Raw genomic sequence first — 14,300 nt, 5'->3', positions numbered from 1 at the left:
TGCTGACCCGATGAACGATGTGATTGTGATCGGCGGCGGTCTCGCCGGCTGCGCGACAGCCTACTATCTCGCCCGCGATGGCCTGGCCGTGACCGTGCTCGAGCGCAGCGAGCTCAACACGCAGGCATCCGGCTCGAACGCGGGCAGTCTGCACGCGCAGATTCCGCATGACCCTTTCGTCAATCGCGGGCCGCAGTGGGCCCGGACGTTCGCACCGACCATCGGCTTGCTGCGTCATTCCATCGATGTATGGCGCGATTTGCCCGTGACGCTCGGCGCCGATCTCGAAGTGTCCCTGAAGGGCGGTTTGCTGGTCGCGACCGACGCGTCGCAGATGGCGTCGATCGCCGCCAAGGCGGAGGTGGAGCGCTCGCAAGGTCTGGAGGTCCGCTTGCTCGACCGCGCAGACGTAAGGACGCTGGCACCCTATCTCTCGGACACAATCGTGGGCGGTGCATTTTGCCCGGACGAAGGCAAGGCGAGCCCGCTTGCCGCGACGCTTGCGTACGCGCGAGCGGCCCGTGCGCTGGGCGCCAGATTCGTGCGCCATGCCGAAGTGACCCGAATCGCGCCCATACGCGACGGCTTCGAGGTATCGGCCGGGACGGAGCTTTTTCGGGCCGGGCGCGTGGTCAACGCGGCGGGCGCCGATGCGGGCAAGATCGCCGCGTTGCTGGGTATTTCAATCGACGTGCAGGGCTTTGCGATCCAGGTTGCCGTGACTGAGCGCGTCGCGCCGTTGATTCCACACCTGGTCTATTCCGCCGGCGACAAACTTACGCTCAAGCAAAACCAGGCGGGTTCGGTCCTGATCGGCGGCGGCTGGCCTGCGCGCTGGCACAACCGCGGTTATCCCAGCACGGATCCCGATTCCCTGCAGCGCAACATGGCCGTGGCATTGGCGACGGTGCCGGCGCTTGGCGCGCTGCGCGTGATCCGGACCTGGGCGGCTGTGGTGAACGGCACGGACGACTGGAAGCCGATCCTGGGTGAAGTGCCAGGCACGCCCGGCTTCTTCATCAACTTTTTCCCGTGGATGGGCTTCACCGCCGGCCCCGCGGTGGCGCAGATTGTTGCGAGCCTGGTGCAGGGCAAGCCCGCTCCCTTCGATGTTGACCTCTCGCCGTTCCTGCTGGCGAGCGCCTGACCGCCCTGGTAGTTTTAGTCGCTTTTACTTAGTGATGCCGAAGTATCTTGCCGACGAAGTCCCGCGTGCGCGCTTCGCTTGCATGGCTGAAGATCTTGTCAGGCGTGCCGATCTCCACCACCTGCCCCTTGTCCATCATCACCACGCGCGTGGAGACTTCGCGTACGAACGACATTTCGTGTGACACGACCAACATGGTGATGCCTTCGCCTGCCAGCGTGCGCACCGTGTCGAGCACTTCGTTCACGAGTTCAGGATCGAGCGCGGCCGTGATTTCATCGAGCAGAAGGAGTTCCGGCTTGAGCGCGAGCGCGCGTGCAATGGCAACACGCTGTTGCTGTCCTCCCGACAGTTCGTCGGGATAGCTCGCGTGTTTTTCCGCGAGGCCCACACGCCGCAACAACTCCTTCGCTTCTGCTTCGACCTGCTCGCGCGGCCGCTTCTTGATCTTGAGGGGCGAGATGGTGACGTTGCGCAGCACGTCCATGTTCTGGAACAGGTTGTACTGCTGGAACACGATCGCCATCTTGTCGCGCGCGGCCCGCACGCTTTTACGCGACGAATAATCAAGCGGTTCGTCGTCGAGCACGACCCGCCCGGCTGTTGGCGGCATCAGTCCGACCAGCGTGCGCAGCAGGGTGCTCTTGCCTGAGCCCGACGGCCCGATCAGGCTGATGACTTCGCCCCGTTCAACCGAGAGTGTGATGTCGCGGAGAACCTGTTGCTGAGCGTACGCGCTTGAGAGTTTTTCGACTGCGAGGTGAGGCAAGGCGATTCTCCAGATAGGCACCCAGACGGCTTAGCGGGTAGGACAAAATAAAATAGGCGGCGAGGACCGCGCCATACACGAGAAAAGGTGAGAAGCCCCGGTTCATCAGGACCTTGCCTGTGAACGTCAGCTCGACCACACCCATTTGCGACGCCAGCGACGTGTCCTTGATGAACATCACCATGAACGCGAACGCGGGCGGCAGGATCACTTTCCACGACTGCGGCAGCAGCACCAGGAACAGCGTCCGCAGGAAGCCGAAGTTCATGACTTCGGCCGCTTCCACCTGCTGGCGCGGCACGGATTCAAGCCCGGCGCGAATGACCTCCGAGAGAAACGCGGTCGCCACGATGCAGATGGATACCGTTGCAATCGTGAAAAGCGAGATGTCCGAGCCGAAGCCCTGCAGCGCGAACATGACAATGAACAGGTTCACGAGAAAGGGAATGCGCCGGAACACTTCGACCAGCACCGTCAGCACGAAACGCAACGGCGCAAGCACACCCGCCCTGGTACCGCGGATCACGGCAATGACAGCCCCGAGCACAATGCCGACGCCGCAACCGAGGGCGGTCATCGCAAGCGTTCGGCCCATGGCCTCGAGCAGGAACTCGAACGTGAAACGCGTGAAGAACGTGGGAATTTGCGCAATGATCTGGTCGAGCATCAGAAGATCCTCGCTTTGACGCGAAAGGCATAGCGGCCGGTCAGCGCAAGTGCGATCGACGCGACGAAGGTCAGCGCTACATACATGGCAGCTACGACCGAGAAGGTTTCAATGGTGCGCATGTTCGCGCTGGAGATGTTGATCGCGCGGCCCGTGAGTTCCTCGACGCCGAAGATCGAACCAATCGAGCTGCCGAGCACGAGCCAGACAAAGAAGTTGCAGAGCGGCGCATAGATGGTCTTGGCGACGTGCGGCAGGATCACATAACGCACCATCTGCAGGCGCGACATGCCGAGCGTTTCGGCAGTTTCCAGTTCCGAGATCCGCACGGAAATGATGCCCGAACGAAGGATATCCGTAAGATAGGCACCCGAGTTCAGAGTGAGGCCGATCAGCACGGCGGTCATCGGGGAGAGGGTGATGCCGGCGTCGGGCAACGCGTAGAACAGGAAGAAGATCTGCACGAGCGCGGGCGTATTGGTCAGCACAACCACATACAGGCCGACCAGGCGGCGTACCAGCGCGCCGCCATGCAGCTTGCCGAGCGCGCCGGCGAGTCCGATCGCGCTGCCGAGCCAGAACGAGACGAAGGCGATCTCGAGCGTCAGCACCGCGCCGGTTGCGAGATAGGGCAACTGGCGCAGTACGTCGGCGTATTGAAGGGTGTAAGTCATGGCAATCCGGATCAAACGACGACGTGCCCGGCGGGGCACGCGCTGTCATGCGTCATATGGCCGTGCGCCGCAACCGGCGCGCGGCCACGGCTCAGAAATACGGGTTGGGTACGATCGGTTTTTGCATCGGCGTGCCATACGCCTTTTGCCATGAGTCGTTGACGAAACCTGACGAGTGCAGGTCATACAACACCACGTTCAGATAGTCTTTCAGCGTCGAATTTCCCTTCGATACCCCAATGCAGTCGTAGTTCACGAAGATCGGGTCATTCAGCGTCCGCCACTTGATGTTCGGGTAATTCTTGGTGAAATTCTGGAAGAAGTCGATGTTCTCGACAATGGCATCGCCCCGTCCTTGCGCGACCGCGCGCACCGTGTCCGCAATGGACTCGACCAGCAGCATCTTGGCCTTCGGCAGCTTGTCCTTCACGTAGTCGACCGACCAGTTGCCGCGCATGTCCACCAGCGTGACCGACGGCGAATTCAGGTCCGTCCATTTCGTGGCCTTGATCTTGTCGGTGGTCAGCACGGACATCGACTCGGTATGCAGCGGCACGGTGAAGTCGATCAGCTGCGCGCGCTCGGCGGACCGGGTCAGTGCGCCCAGCGAGATATCGATGCGGTCGGACACGAGGAACGGGACGCGCTGCGCGGTTTCGGTCGGCACGAACTCAGCCTTGATGTTGAGCGTGCTGGCAATCTTGTTGCCAATATCGATATCGAAACCCGCAAGCTGGTTGGTCGCGTTGTACGAACTCATTGGCGGAAAATTCGGATTCACGCCGATGCGAATCGTCCCGCTCTTGATGACCTGATCGAGTGTACGGGCTTCGGATACCTGGGCGGTCATTGTCGCGACAACCGCCGCCAGCACGAGAAATACTGCTCTAAACATTGCGAACTCTCCAGAAAGGGCAAGGGAAAATCTGGGCGGCGGATGCCGGGTTGCCGGGTTGCCGGGTTGCACGGCAGGCTGAATCTGAAACGGTTGAACCCGGCCAGAACTCCAGGCATTCCACAAAAAAATTGTCGCTGCATCAAAATACACTGTCAAAGAAAATGTGCGCGAGGCGCACTTATGTTCTCATTATTCGAGGCTTATTCAGCGCACGTAGCTCGCGCCGTTGACGTCGAGGGTGGCGCCGCTCAGGTGACGCGCGGTGCCGCTGGCCAGGAACGCGACCAGGTTGCCGATGTCCTCGGGCGGAACCCATTCGCCCATCGCGAGAGTGGCTGTGATCTTGTCCTCGCCGCCTTGAGTGGCCGCGAACGCTTCTGACATTTGCGTACGGACCACGCCCGGTGCGACCACATAAGCGAGCAGGCCGTCGCGCGCATGTGCTCGCGCGACGGTCTGGGTCATCGAGCGCACAGCCGCCTTCGACGCGGCATACGCGATGGTGTCGGGGTTGGTTACGCCGCGCTGCGCCGCCCAGCTCGAGATGGTCACGAGCACGCCGCCTTGCTGGGCGAGGAAATGCTTGACCGCCCGGCGGATCAGGCGCGCGGGCGCCAGCACATTGACCGCGAGCGTTTCTTCCCAGACCGCGTCCCAGGTGGCGTCGTCGGCTTCGAAACCACCGTGCCACAGCATGATCGCGGCGTTGTTGACGTACACGTCGAGTCGTCCGCGCCAGGCTTGCGCGTCATCCCACATTGCCTCGGTCCCGGCAAGATCGCGCAGGTCGGCTTGCACGAAATGTTTGCGCGACGCAGGCACGCTGGCGAGTGCGTGTTCAGCGCCCGCGCGATCATGGCCGTAGTGCGCCACGACATGCGCACCGGCCGCGCCGAGCGCCGTTGCGATTGCCGCGCCGATTCCTTTCGACGCACCCGTGACGAGCACGGTCTTGTTTTCCAGACTGAACATCGGTGATGACCTGAAGCGAGAGAAAGGCCGGCGTATTGCGTGCCGGGATTGCGTGCCGGGATTGCGTGCCGGGATTACTTGCCGGGATTACTTGCCGGGGACTACTGCAGGCCGGCGTCGACGGGCAGCAGCACGCCCGTGATGCCGCTCGCCCTATCCGATGCCAGGAACATCGCGGCGTGCGCGACTTCGGCCGCAGTGGCGAGGCGTCCCAATGAATTGGCGTGCGCGAGTTCCTGCAGCGCGGTGTCGGCGTCTGTGCCGCCCGTGCGGGCGCGATGATGGATGCGATCGAGCAGCGCGTTCGTGGCGATCGGGCCAGGAGCAAGCGCATTGACGCGCACGCCCTGCGGACCGAGATCGCGTGCCGCTGCACGCACGATGCCCAGTACCGCGTGCTTCGACGCGGTGTAGAGCATCTGGCGCCCGTGCGCCGCGAACGAATTGATCGATGCCATCACGACAATCGATCCTTTCGTGACGCTCAAAACCTTGGCGGTCCTGGAAATCGTGATCGCCACGCCGCGTGCGTTGACGGCCATGACGCGGTCCCATTCATCGAAGTCGATGCTGTCTGTCGTGCGCCAGCCCGGCACGAGTCCCGCATTCGCGATCACGACGTCAAGACGGCCGAATTGCTCGAGCGTCGCCGTCACGCACGCTGACACGCTCGCCTCGGAACTCACATCGCAATCGAGCGCCGTCATGCCGGGCGGCGGGGCAAGCCGCGCGGATGACGCCAAATCCGCAACCACACCTACCGCGCCCTGTTCGGCAAACATCGCTGCGATGGCGTGACCGAGGCCGCGTCCGCCTCCCGTGACCAATACGACCTTACCTTTCACTGACGACTGCATGAACGATGGCTCCGGTAGTGATGTCTTGCGATGTCGAATCGATATTAGCGCACAAAAGTTCGCCATGTAAACATCTCGTCATTAAAAACTGGCAGGAAAGGGTGGCTAATGGATGAAAAAAGGGCGAAAAAAAACGGCACGCAAGGCGTGCCGTTTCATGGGGCGGGGACGGGGCAATCAGGCTTGCAGCGCCCGTGTAATGTCCTTCGATGCTTCCAGCATGGCCGAAAGAATCCTCGTGCTGATATCTTGCGGCGTGACCCGTTCGGCCGGGCAGCATACGTTGAGCGCGGCGACGACCTTGCCGTCGCGGTCGCGAATGGGCACGGAAATGGAGCGCAGGCTGATCTCCAGTTCCTGGTCGACGATCGACCAGCCGCGCAAGCGGGTTTCCTCCACCAGTTCCCGCAGCTTGACCTTCGACGTCACCGTGTTCGGCGTGAATTTCTGCAGTTTCGCGCCTTCCAGATACTGTTGAAACTCGGCATCCGGCAAGGCGGCGAGCAATACCCGTCCGGTCGATACACAATGAGCCGGAGTCCGGCTGCCAATGGAAATCCCCACATTCACAATGCGATTCGATGCCGCCCGCGCGACATAGATCACCGAATCGCCGTCCAGCACGGCGGCAAAGCACGATTCCTGGACGTTGGCCGAGAGCGCGTTCATGATCGGCTGGGCAATATCCCAGATGTTCATGGACGACAGAGCCGAAAAGCCGATTTCCAGGATCTTCGGCTTCAGGTTGAAGTACTTGCCATCGGTCTCGGCATAACCCTCGCGCACGAGCGTGAGCAAGAAGCGCCGGACCGTTGCGCGTGTCATGCCGCTCGCTTCGGCCACTTCGCTTAGCGTGCGGCGCGGCATGTGCCGGTTGAATACCTTGATGACTTCCAGTCCGCGAGCGAACGAGCCGACGTAGTCGCGGTCGCGTACTTCATCGTCGTCATCCAGAGCCGTTTCGTATGCGGCCATATGCTTCCCCTTCAAATAAGCGCAGTGGGCGCATGGCGCACAAATTGTGCAATGTGCAAATCTTATCAGCAGATTTCCGCGATGCACACATATTTGAGTTCGGTAAATTCCTCGATGCCGTGCATGGATCCCTCGCGCCCCACGCCGGATGCCTTCACCCCGCCAAACGGCGCGCCCTCAAAGGAGGTTGCGCCCGTATTCACGCCCACGATGCCGCATTCCAGCGCCTCGCTGACTCGCCAGACGCGCGCATTGTCGCGGGTGAAAAAATAGGCGGCGAGGCCGAATTCCGTGTCGTTCGCAGCAGCCACCGCTTCTTCTTCGGTGTGGAAGCGGAAAACGGGCGCGACGGGGCCGAACGTTTCCTCGATCGCGACTTTCATCGACTGAGTGACGCCTGTCAGCACGGTCGGCTCGAAAAACGACCGGCCCAGTGCGTGGCGCTTGCCGCCCGCCACGACTCTTGCCCCCAGCGCGAGCGCATCCGCGACGTGCTCCTCGACCTTCGCCACCGCCTGCTCGTCGATCAATGGGCCTTGCGCGACGCCCGGCTCGAAGCCGTCACCGACCGTCAGCGCGTTGACCGCGCGGGTGAGCGCCTCGACGTAGCGGTCATGAATGCCCGCCTGGACGTAGATTCGATTCGCGCACACACAGGTCTGCCCCATGTTGCGGAACTTGGACGCGATGGTTCCGGCGACGGCGACGTCGACATCGGCGTCGTCGAATACGATCAGCGGTGCGTTGCCGCCCAGTTCCATCGCGACTTTCTTGATCGTGCCGGATGCCTTCTGCATCAGTGATCGGCCGACTTCCGTCGAGCCGGTAAAGGTCAGTTTGCGCACGAGGGGGTGTGTCGCGAGTTCGTCGCCGATCGCCGATGCCGCCCCCGTCAGCACGCTGAATACACCGGCGGGCAAGCCGGCGCGCTGCGCGAGTTCGGCCAGCGCGAGTGCGGAAAAGGGCGTTGCACTGGCTGGCTTGAGCACCATCGTGCAGCCGGCGGCAAGCGCGGGCGCGGCTTTGCGCGGGATCATGGCCATCGGGAAGTTCCAAGGCGTGATTGCCGCGCACACGCCGATCGGCTGGCGCAGCACCAGCATGCGCCGGCCGGCTGACGGCGCCTGGAGCACTTCGCCGTGCAGGCGTTTGGCGTCTTCGGCATACCACTCGAAAAACGCTGCGCCGTACAGGATTTCCCCGCGGGCCTCGGCCAGCGGCTTGCCTTGCTCCGCAGTCAGGATGCCGGCGAGATCGTCGGCGTTGGCGACAATCAAATCGAACCAGCGTTTGATGATTTGCGAACGTTCAGCCGCAGGGCGTGCGCTCCATTTTTTCAAAACGCTGTGCGCTTTTTCGATAGCGGCGCTGGTCATCGAACGCGTTGCCTTGGGCACCTTGCCTATCGACGCCCCGGTTGCCGGATTCACCACATCGATAAAACCCGCACCTGTATCAGCTATCCACTCGCCATTGTGAAACAGCGCTTGTTTGAGCAGAGTCGGATCCTTGAGTGTCAGCATCGTTGAAATTTCCTCAGTTGGGCGTTTGATCAATTTCGATTCGTTGATTTATGTTCTCATATCGCCCAAAATGACGCAATGCGCACAAATATCAGCGAGTCATTGTCGCCGATATAGCGCGCTGCACTTCTTACCCGCTTTTTCTGTTCCCACTTGGAGAATGTTCATGAGTTTTCCCGTGACGGGCCCCGCGCCCGATCTCAACGATCTGGATCGGCAGTTCTTTTTTCATCCGTTTACGGCGCTGAGCGATCACGAACGCAACGGACCGCTCGTGATGGTGGGGGGCGAGGGCGTATGGCTGGAAGACACCCGCGGGAAGCGCTACATCGATTCCATGGCGGGGCTGTGGTGCGTGAACGTGGGATATGGGCGCCGCGAGATTGCGGATGCAATGCACGCCCAGGCCATGAAGCTGGCCTACTACCACACGTTCGCGTCGATGTCGACGGATGCGCCGATCCTGCTTGCGCAGAAGTTGATCGGGATGTCGCCGGTGCCGATGTCAAAAGTGTTCTTCGGCAACTCCGGATCGGACGCGAACGACACCCAGGTGAAGCTCGTCTGGTATTACAACAACGCGCGCGGCTTGCCGCTCAAGAAGAAGATCATCGCCCGCAGGCGGGGGTATCACGGCGTGACCGTGGTCACCGCCGGCATGACCGGTTTGCCGGGCCTGCATAACGGCTTCGACCTGCCGTTGTCGTTCATCAAGCACACCACGGCGCCCCACCGCCTGTGGGAAGCAGAACCGGGGCAGAGTGACGCGGCGTTCGTCGCGAAACTCGCGAACGATCTGGAGCAACTCATTCTCGCCGAAGGTCCGGAGACGGTCGGGGCCATGATCATGGAGCCGGTGATGGGCGCCGGCGGCGTGATCGTGCCGCCCGAGGGTTATTACCCCGCCATCCAGAAGATCCTCGATAAATACGACGTCCTGTTGATCGCCGACGAGGTGATCTGCGGTTTCGGCCGGCTTGGCACGATGTTCGGCACCGAGGCCATGGGCATGAAGCCGGACCTGATCACGGTTGCAAAGGGAGTGACCTCGGCGTACGTGCCGTTATCGGCGAGTCTGGTGTCCGAGAAAGTGTGGCGCGCGATTGTGTCGGGCAGCGACAAGCTGGGTGTGTTCGGACATGGCTTCACCTACAGCGGCCACCCGATCGCCGCTGCCGCAGCGCTCGCCAACCTGAAGATTATCGAAGACGACAATCTCGTGGCGCAGGCCGGCGCGCGCGGCGAAGTCATGCACAAGCACCTGCGTGCGGCCTTCGCCGATCATCCGGCAGTGGGCGACGTGCGCGGCTTTGGCTTGATCGGCGCAGTCGAATTCGTGGCCGAACGCAATCCGGCCAAGCGCTTCGATCCGGCGTTGAAGGTGGGCTTGCGGGTAGCGAAGGCAGCACTGGCGAATGGCCTGATCACGCGCGGCTTGCCGGACGGCGACTCCATCGCGTTCTCGCCGCCGTTCGTCATATCGGAAGACGAGATCGCCGAGATGGTGAAGCGTGCGCGGCTCGCGGTCGATCAGGTTTTCGGGGAACTGAAGGCGGAAGGGCACTGGAAGGGTTGAAGCATGAACGGTCCGCCACGTCAGGCGGCGGACCGTTCAGTTCTTAGGTTCGCCTCTATGCTGGTGCGCGCTTCTTCAGGTGCGCGCGCCACGTCATTGCCCAGCGTGACGGATCCTCGAGCGGTGCTCCGTCAATACGGCCTGCCGGATGCTTATGCGGCGCGGTTCGAACGATCTCCGGCGTCGTGTATGCCTCATGGCAGATCTGCGCCAGCACGGCAATCCAGGTATCGATGTCCTCCTTCGACCACATTTCGCCCGCCTCCGGCGTAAAGGGTTGCGGCACGATCCATGGTTCGTGTGCGAGCCAGAAGGCATCGACGCCGAAATCCACCATCCGGTTCTGCACGTCGAATACCGTCACGCCCGTGTCTTTTTCGAGCGTCTCAAGGCTGAAGCGCGTCATCTCCATGCGCCATGCGCCGATGTGCGGATGCGAGCAGGTCACGCCGCGAATCTTCGTGAGTTCCCGGGTCATGTAGTTGTTCGCAAGCACCGACAAATCTGCCGCCGCCGCGATACCTTCCGCGCCCATCGCCCGCACCCAGGCATAGGCCTTGATGACCGTTTGCACATTGCCGAAAAACTCGCGCACCCGGCCGATGCTGCCATCCGCGCCAGGCTCAAGCTGATAGGCGCCGTCACGTTTGACGACGAGCGGTCCCGGCAGATAAGGCGCAAGTGCCGCACTGCATCCATACGCGCCGACGGCGGGGCCGCCACCGCCCTTCGGGCCTCCAAAGGTTTTGTGCAGCATGAACATGCAGGCGTCGAAGCCGAGTTCGCGCGCGCGAATCCGGCTCATCACGCCATTGAAGTTGGCGTGATCGTAGAAACATAATCCGCCTGCGTCGTGCACGATCCGCACCCACTCCTTGATGTGCGGGTTGTAGATACCCATGTCATCGGGATTGTTGACCATCAGCGCAGCCGTGCGCTTCGACACGACCGACTTCAACGCCTCCACCGACGGATAGCCGTTTTCCTCCAACGCCAGCGTGATCACCTTGAAACCGGCCGTGGCTGCAGTCGCGGGATTGCACGGATGAGACTGGATGGTCGTGATGATTTCGTCGCGCGTCTCAAGCTCGCCGCGCGCCGCATGGTAGGCGCGTGTGATGCACGCATGCGTGTAGGCCGCGTCCGCGCCGCCGGCCGCCTGGAAGACGAAGCGGTCCATGCCGGACAGTTCGCGCAGCGCGAGGTCCAGCGCGTGAATGATCTGCAGCGTGCCCTGCAGCGTCTCGGGATGCTGTCGCGGATGCAGTTCGGCAACTTCGTCGCGCGCAGTGATGGCTTCGTTCAGGCGTGCGTTGTATTTCATCGTGCACGTGCCGAACAGCGAAATGCCCATCATGCCCAGCGTCTGTTGCGACAGATGCAGATAGTGGCGCAGCACGTCGGGTTCCGACATCTCCGGCAGCGCCGGGCGCTTGGAGCGGCGCATCGAGGCGGGGATCAGCTGCTGCGGATCGCCGACAAGCCCGGTAACCACCGCGTCAATGTCGGGAAATACCACGCCGCGCCGGCCCTCACGCGACATCTCCATCACGATAGGTTCGTCCCAGACAGCCGCGTGATAACGGCGCAGTGCGGGCTTAGTGGTCATGGTCCAGGATCTCGCTGAGGGTATCGATGAGGCGGTCGATGTCGCGCCGCTCGTGGAGTTCGGTGACGCAGTAAAGCGCGCTCTGGCCCAGCGCCGGAAGGTCCGTGGAAAGGTCATGGCCGCCGAAGATGCCGCGCTCGCGCAGCGCGTGATTGATCGATGCCACGCTGCGTCCGGTCCTGGAAAAGTCGACCACGAACTCCTTGAAGAAGCTGCCGGACAGCGGCACCGTGACGCCCGGGAGGCTCGCCAGCCGTTGCGCCGCATAGTGGGCCTGGGCAGTGATGAGCTTGCCGGCATCGTCGAAACCCTGCGGCCCCATCAGCGATAAATACACCGCGTTGGCGATCGCCCATAGGTAGACCGAGTTGCCCGTCCAGTCCTTGCCGTTTTCACGCGATCCGTACGACGACTGTTCCGCCAGCGACAGCCCGAAGCCGATCTCGCCGGGGCGGCTCGTCCCGGTCAGGCTCACGAGCAAGGTGGGATATTCACGCGCGTAGCGCTCTTCGTCGCGCGTCGCGATAAACCCGCCCAGGCCGCCGCCGCCCAACATGTGGACGCCTAGCGGTTGCGTGGTACCGACCACAATATCGGCGCCATAAGACGGCGGCGGGGCGAGCACGCCGAGGGAGATCGGGTCCACCCCGACGATCATCTCCGCGCCCGCCGCATGCGCGAGTTCAGCCAGGCGCTGTGCATCCTCTTCGATAATCCCCAGGTAGTTCGGCATTTCGATGTAGACCGCGGCGGTATCGTTGCCGATCTTGACGGCGGCGTCGGCCAGGTCGATGCGCCCGGTCGCGGGATCGAAGCGCATCGGTACGACAGAAAGGTGCTGCGCCATTTCGGGCGGCTCGCAGTAATTGCGAATGACCAGCAGCCGTTCGGGGTCGATCGCTTCCGGCACAAGTACCGTACGCCGTCCGTTCAGGCGGGAGGCCATGCGCAGCGCGTGCCCGGCCGCGCAACCCCAGGTGTAGACGGGCAGGCCGACCAGATCGCAATCGACAAGCTCGCCCAGCTGGCTGCAGAACTCGAACCACGCCTGATAGCGTCCCTGGTCCGATGACGGCGTGCCCCAGACCGATGTCAGGAACTCGCTGCGGCGGACGATTTCGTCGCAGATGGCCGGCACATGATGGCGCCAGCAGCCCCCTCCCAGGAAACTGAGGTCGCTCTCGCAGTGGCGGTTCTGGCTGAGCGTATCGATCAAATGACGCCGCAGCGCAGGTTCCGAAGCGAGTGCGGGTGGCAGGTCGAGCGGCGCCTGGGTTCGGTGATCGGCGGGGATCTGTTCGAACAATTCCGCGATGGTTTTCGCGCCGATCGCGTCCAGCATCTCCTGCTGGATCGCGCTCACGGCATTCGCCATGAAGGGATGCGGCTGGTTTCGCATGCATTGCTCCGGTAACGGGTGCCTGGATTGTTATTGCGCACAATTGTTTGTATGGCGCACAATATAGCCACATAAATTTTTTGCCGCAAGGCCCGACGCGCACGTGGCGATCTGTATTGGAATAGTGATCAATCCGCTCGCCGGCATTGGCGGCGCGGTCGGGCTGAAAGGCAGCGACGGTGCCGAGATTGTCGAGGCGGCGCGCGCGCTGCATGCGTCGTTTGATGCCGGCACGCGGGCGTTGCCTGCGCTGCTGGCGCTCCGGGCGCTCGACGCATCGCGTTTGCGGGTTGTCACTGCCGCCGCGGAGATGGGCGAGGACGCGTGTCGCCTCGCCGGGCTGAACGCGCAGGTCGTCGCGTGGCCACGGGGCGCGCCGAGTTCATCGGCGGATACGCGTGTGGCATGCCGGGCGTTTGTCGATGCGGGAGCGGACCTGATCCTGTTCGCCGGCGGCGACGGCACGGCGCGCGATGTGGCGGCGATCGCCGGCCCTGACATCCCGATGATCGGCGTGCCGTGCGGCGTGAAAATGTACTCGGGCGTGTTCGCGTTGAGTGCTTCGCGCGCCGGGGAACTGGCAGCGCACTGCGCGCGCGGCCCCTTCGATACGCAGCAGGTCGAATTGCTCGATATCGACGAAGCGATGCTGCGCGCCGACCGCGCTTCATCGCGGTTGCATGGCTACGCACTGGCGCCGGTTGATTGCGTGCGCATGCAGGCCAGCAAGGCGCATAAGCCCGCCAACGATCGCGCCGACATTGATGCCGCATGCCGGCAACTGGCCTCTGAATTCGAGCGCGACACGCTCTATATTGTCGGTCCCGGCACCACGATGGCGACGCTCTGCGAACAAGCGGGCGTGCAGGGAACCCTGCTTGGCGTCGATGCGATCGTGAACGGCAGCATCGTCGCCGCAGATGCGTCCGAAGCCACGCTGCTGAGTTTGCTGGACAGATGGCCGTCAGCGGCGATCGTGGTCGGCGTGATCGGACGCCAGGGATGCCTGTTCGGGCGTGGTAACCAGCCAATCAGCGCGCGCGTGCTGGCACGCGTGCCACGGCAGCGCATCGAAGCAGTCGCGAGCGTTCACAAGTTGTTGTCTTTGGTCGACGGCCGCCTGTTCGTGGATACCGGCGACGCCTATAGGGATCGCACGCTCGCAGGGCCGCTGCGAATTCGCACGGGTGCGAACCGGAGCATGGTTATGCGCGTGACGTATTGAAAGCTCAGA

At 62.7% G+C, this 14,300-nt stretch carries 13 protein-coding genes; 3 read left to right on the top strand and 10 right to left on the bottom strand.

Annotated features, from left to right (window positions below; translation table 11 throughout):
- Positions 1 to 10: 10 nt before the first annotated feature.
- Positions 11 to 1,147 (top strand): NAD(P)/FAD-dependent oxidoreductase, encoded by a 1,137-nt coding sequence (locus tag AWB69_RS26610; protein ID WP_062089818.1) that lies wholly within the window; start codon positions 11 to 13, stop codon positions 1,145 to 1,147.
- A 28-nt stretch (positions 1,148 to 1,175) separates the two neighbouring features.
- Here the strand turns inward: AWB69_RS26610 and AWB69_RS26605 are convergent, their stop codons facing one another.
- The 8 genes from AWB69_RS26605 to AWB69_RS26570 all read right to left on the bottom strand — a co-directional run bounded on the left by AWB69_RS26605 (position 1,176) and on the right by AWB69_RS26570 (position 8,482).
- On the bottom strand, positions 1,176 to 1,916 hold the full coding sequence (locus AWB69_RS26605) for an amino acid ABC transporter ATP-binding protein (RefSeq protein WP_062089817.1): 741 nt from the start codon (positions 1,914 to 1,916) through the stop codon (positions 1,176 to 1,178).
- Complete coding sequence (locus AWB69_RS26600; protein ID WP_062089816.1) at positions 1,837 to 2,583, bottom strand: amino acid ABC transporter permease; 747 nt, start codon at positions 2,581 to 2,583, stop codon at positions 1,837 to 1,839. Before AWB69_RS26600 ends, AWB69_RS26605 begins: the two co-directional genes overlap by 80 nt.
- Positions 2,583 to 3,257 (bottom strand): amino acid ABC transporter permease, encoded by a 675-nt coding sequence (locus tag AWB69_RS26595; protein ID WP_047897726.1) that lies wholly within the window; start codon positions 3,255 to 3,257, stop codon positions 2,583 to 2,585. The genes AWB69_RS26600 and AWB69_RS26595 overlap by 1 nt, the downstream gene beginning before the upstream one ends.
- 91 nt (positions 3,258 to 3,348) lie before the next feature.
- The gene (locus tag AWB69_RS26590; protein ID WP_062089815.1) at positions 3,349 to 4,152 is read right to left on the bottom strand and encodes a transporter substrate-binding domain-containing protein; all 804 of its coding nucleotides are present in this window, start codon (positions 4,150 to 4,152) and stop codon (positions 3,349 to 3,351) included.
- Positions 4,153 to 4,359: 207 nt separating this feature from the next.
- Entirely contained in the window at positions 4,360 to 5,127 is a 768-nt protein-coding gene (locus AWB69_RS26585; RefSeq protein WP_062089814.1) for an SDR family NAD(P)-dependent oxidoreductase, read from the bottom strand.
- Positions 5,128 to 5,228: 101 nt separating this feature from the next.
- Entirely contained in the window at positions 5,229 to 5,984 is a 756-nt protein-coding gene (locus AWB69_RS26580; protein WP_062089813.1) for an SDR family NAD(P)-dependent oxidoreductase, read from the bottom strand.
- A 177-nt stretch (positions 5,985 to 6,161) separates the two neighbouring features.
- Positions 6,162 to 6,959, bottom strand: coding sequence for an IclR family transcriptional regulator domain-containing protein (locus AWB69_RS26575; protein WP_047897722.1), 798 nt, complete (start codon positions 6,957 to 6,959; stop codon positions 6,162 to 6,164).
- A gap of 65 nt (positions 6,960 to 7,024) precedes the next feature.
- Entirely contained in the window at positions 7,025 to 8,482 is a 1,458-nt protein-coding gene (locus tag AWB69_RS26570; RefSeq protein ID WP_062089812.1) for an NAD-dependent succinate-semialdehyde dehydrogenase, read from the bottom strand.
- 166 nt (positions 8,483 to 8,648) lie between these two features.
- On the opposite strand from AWB69_RS26570, the gene AWB69_RS26565 reads away from it, so the two are divergent.
- The gene (locus tag AWB69_RS26565) at positions 8,649 to 10,058 is read left to right on the top strand and encodes an aminotransferase (RefSeq protein WP_062089811.1); all 1,410 of its coding nucleotides are present in this window, start codon (positions 8,649 to 8,651) and stop codon (positions 10,056 to 10,058) included.
- A 55-nt stretch (positions 10,059 to 10,113) separates the two neighbouring features.
- Here the strand turns inward: AWB69_RS26565 and gcvPB are convergent, their stop codons facing one another.
- Both gcvPB and gcvPA read right to left on the bottom strand, forming a co-directional pair.
- A complete protein-coding gene (gcvPB, locus tag AWB69_RS26560) occupies positions 10,114 to 11,667 on the bottom strand; it encodes an aminomethyl-transferring glycine dehydrogenase subunit GcvPB (protein ID WP_062089810.1) in 1,554 nt (517 codons plus the stop codon).
- Positions 11,657 to 13,066 carry an aminomethyl-transferring glycine dehydrogenase subunit GcvPA gene (gene gcvPA / locus AWB69_RS26555; protein ID WP_062089809.1) on the bottom strand — a complete coding sequence of 470 codons (1,410 nt, stop codon included), beginning with the start codon at positions 13,064 to 13,066 and terminating at the stop codon, positions 11,657 to 11,659. The genes gcvPB and gcvPA overlap by 11 nt, the downstream gene beginning before the upstream one ends.
- A gap of 103 nt (positions 13,067 to 13,169) precedes the next feature.
- Here gcvPA and AWB69_RS26550 point away from each other — a divergent pair, with 103 nt between their 5' ends.
- Positions 13,170 to 14,291, top strand: a complete 1,122-nt coding sequence (locus AWB69_RS26550) for an ATP-NAD kinase family protein (RefSeq protein ID WP_075643989.1) — start codon at positions 13,170 to 13,172, stop codon at positions 14,289 to 14,291.
- The last annotated feature ends 9 nt before the right edge of the window (positions 14,292 to 14,300 follow it).

The sequence above is a fragment of the Caballeronia udeis genome (assembly GCF_001544555.2).
Classification (GTDB): Bacteria; Pseudomonadota; Gammaproteobacteria; order Burkholderiales; family Burkholderiaceae; genus Caballeronia; species Caballeronia udeis.
Note: the sequence above shows the minus strand (reverse complement) of the source record. Positions and strands in the feature narration are given on the sequence as shown.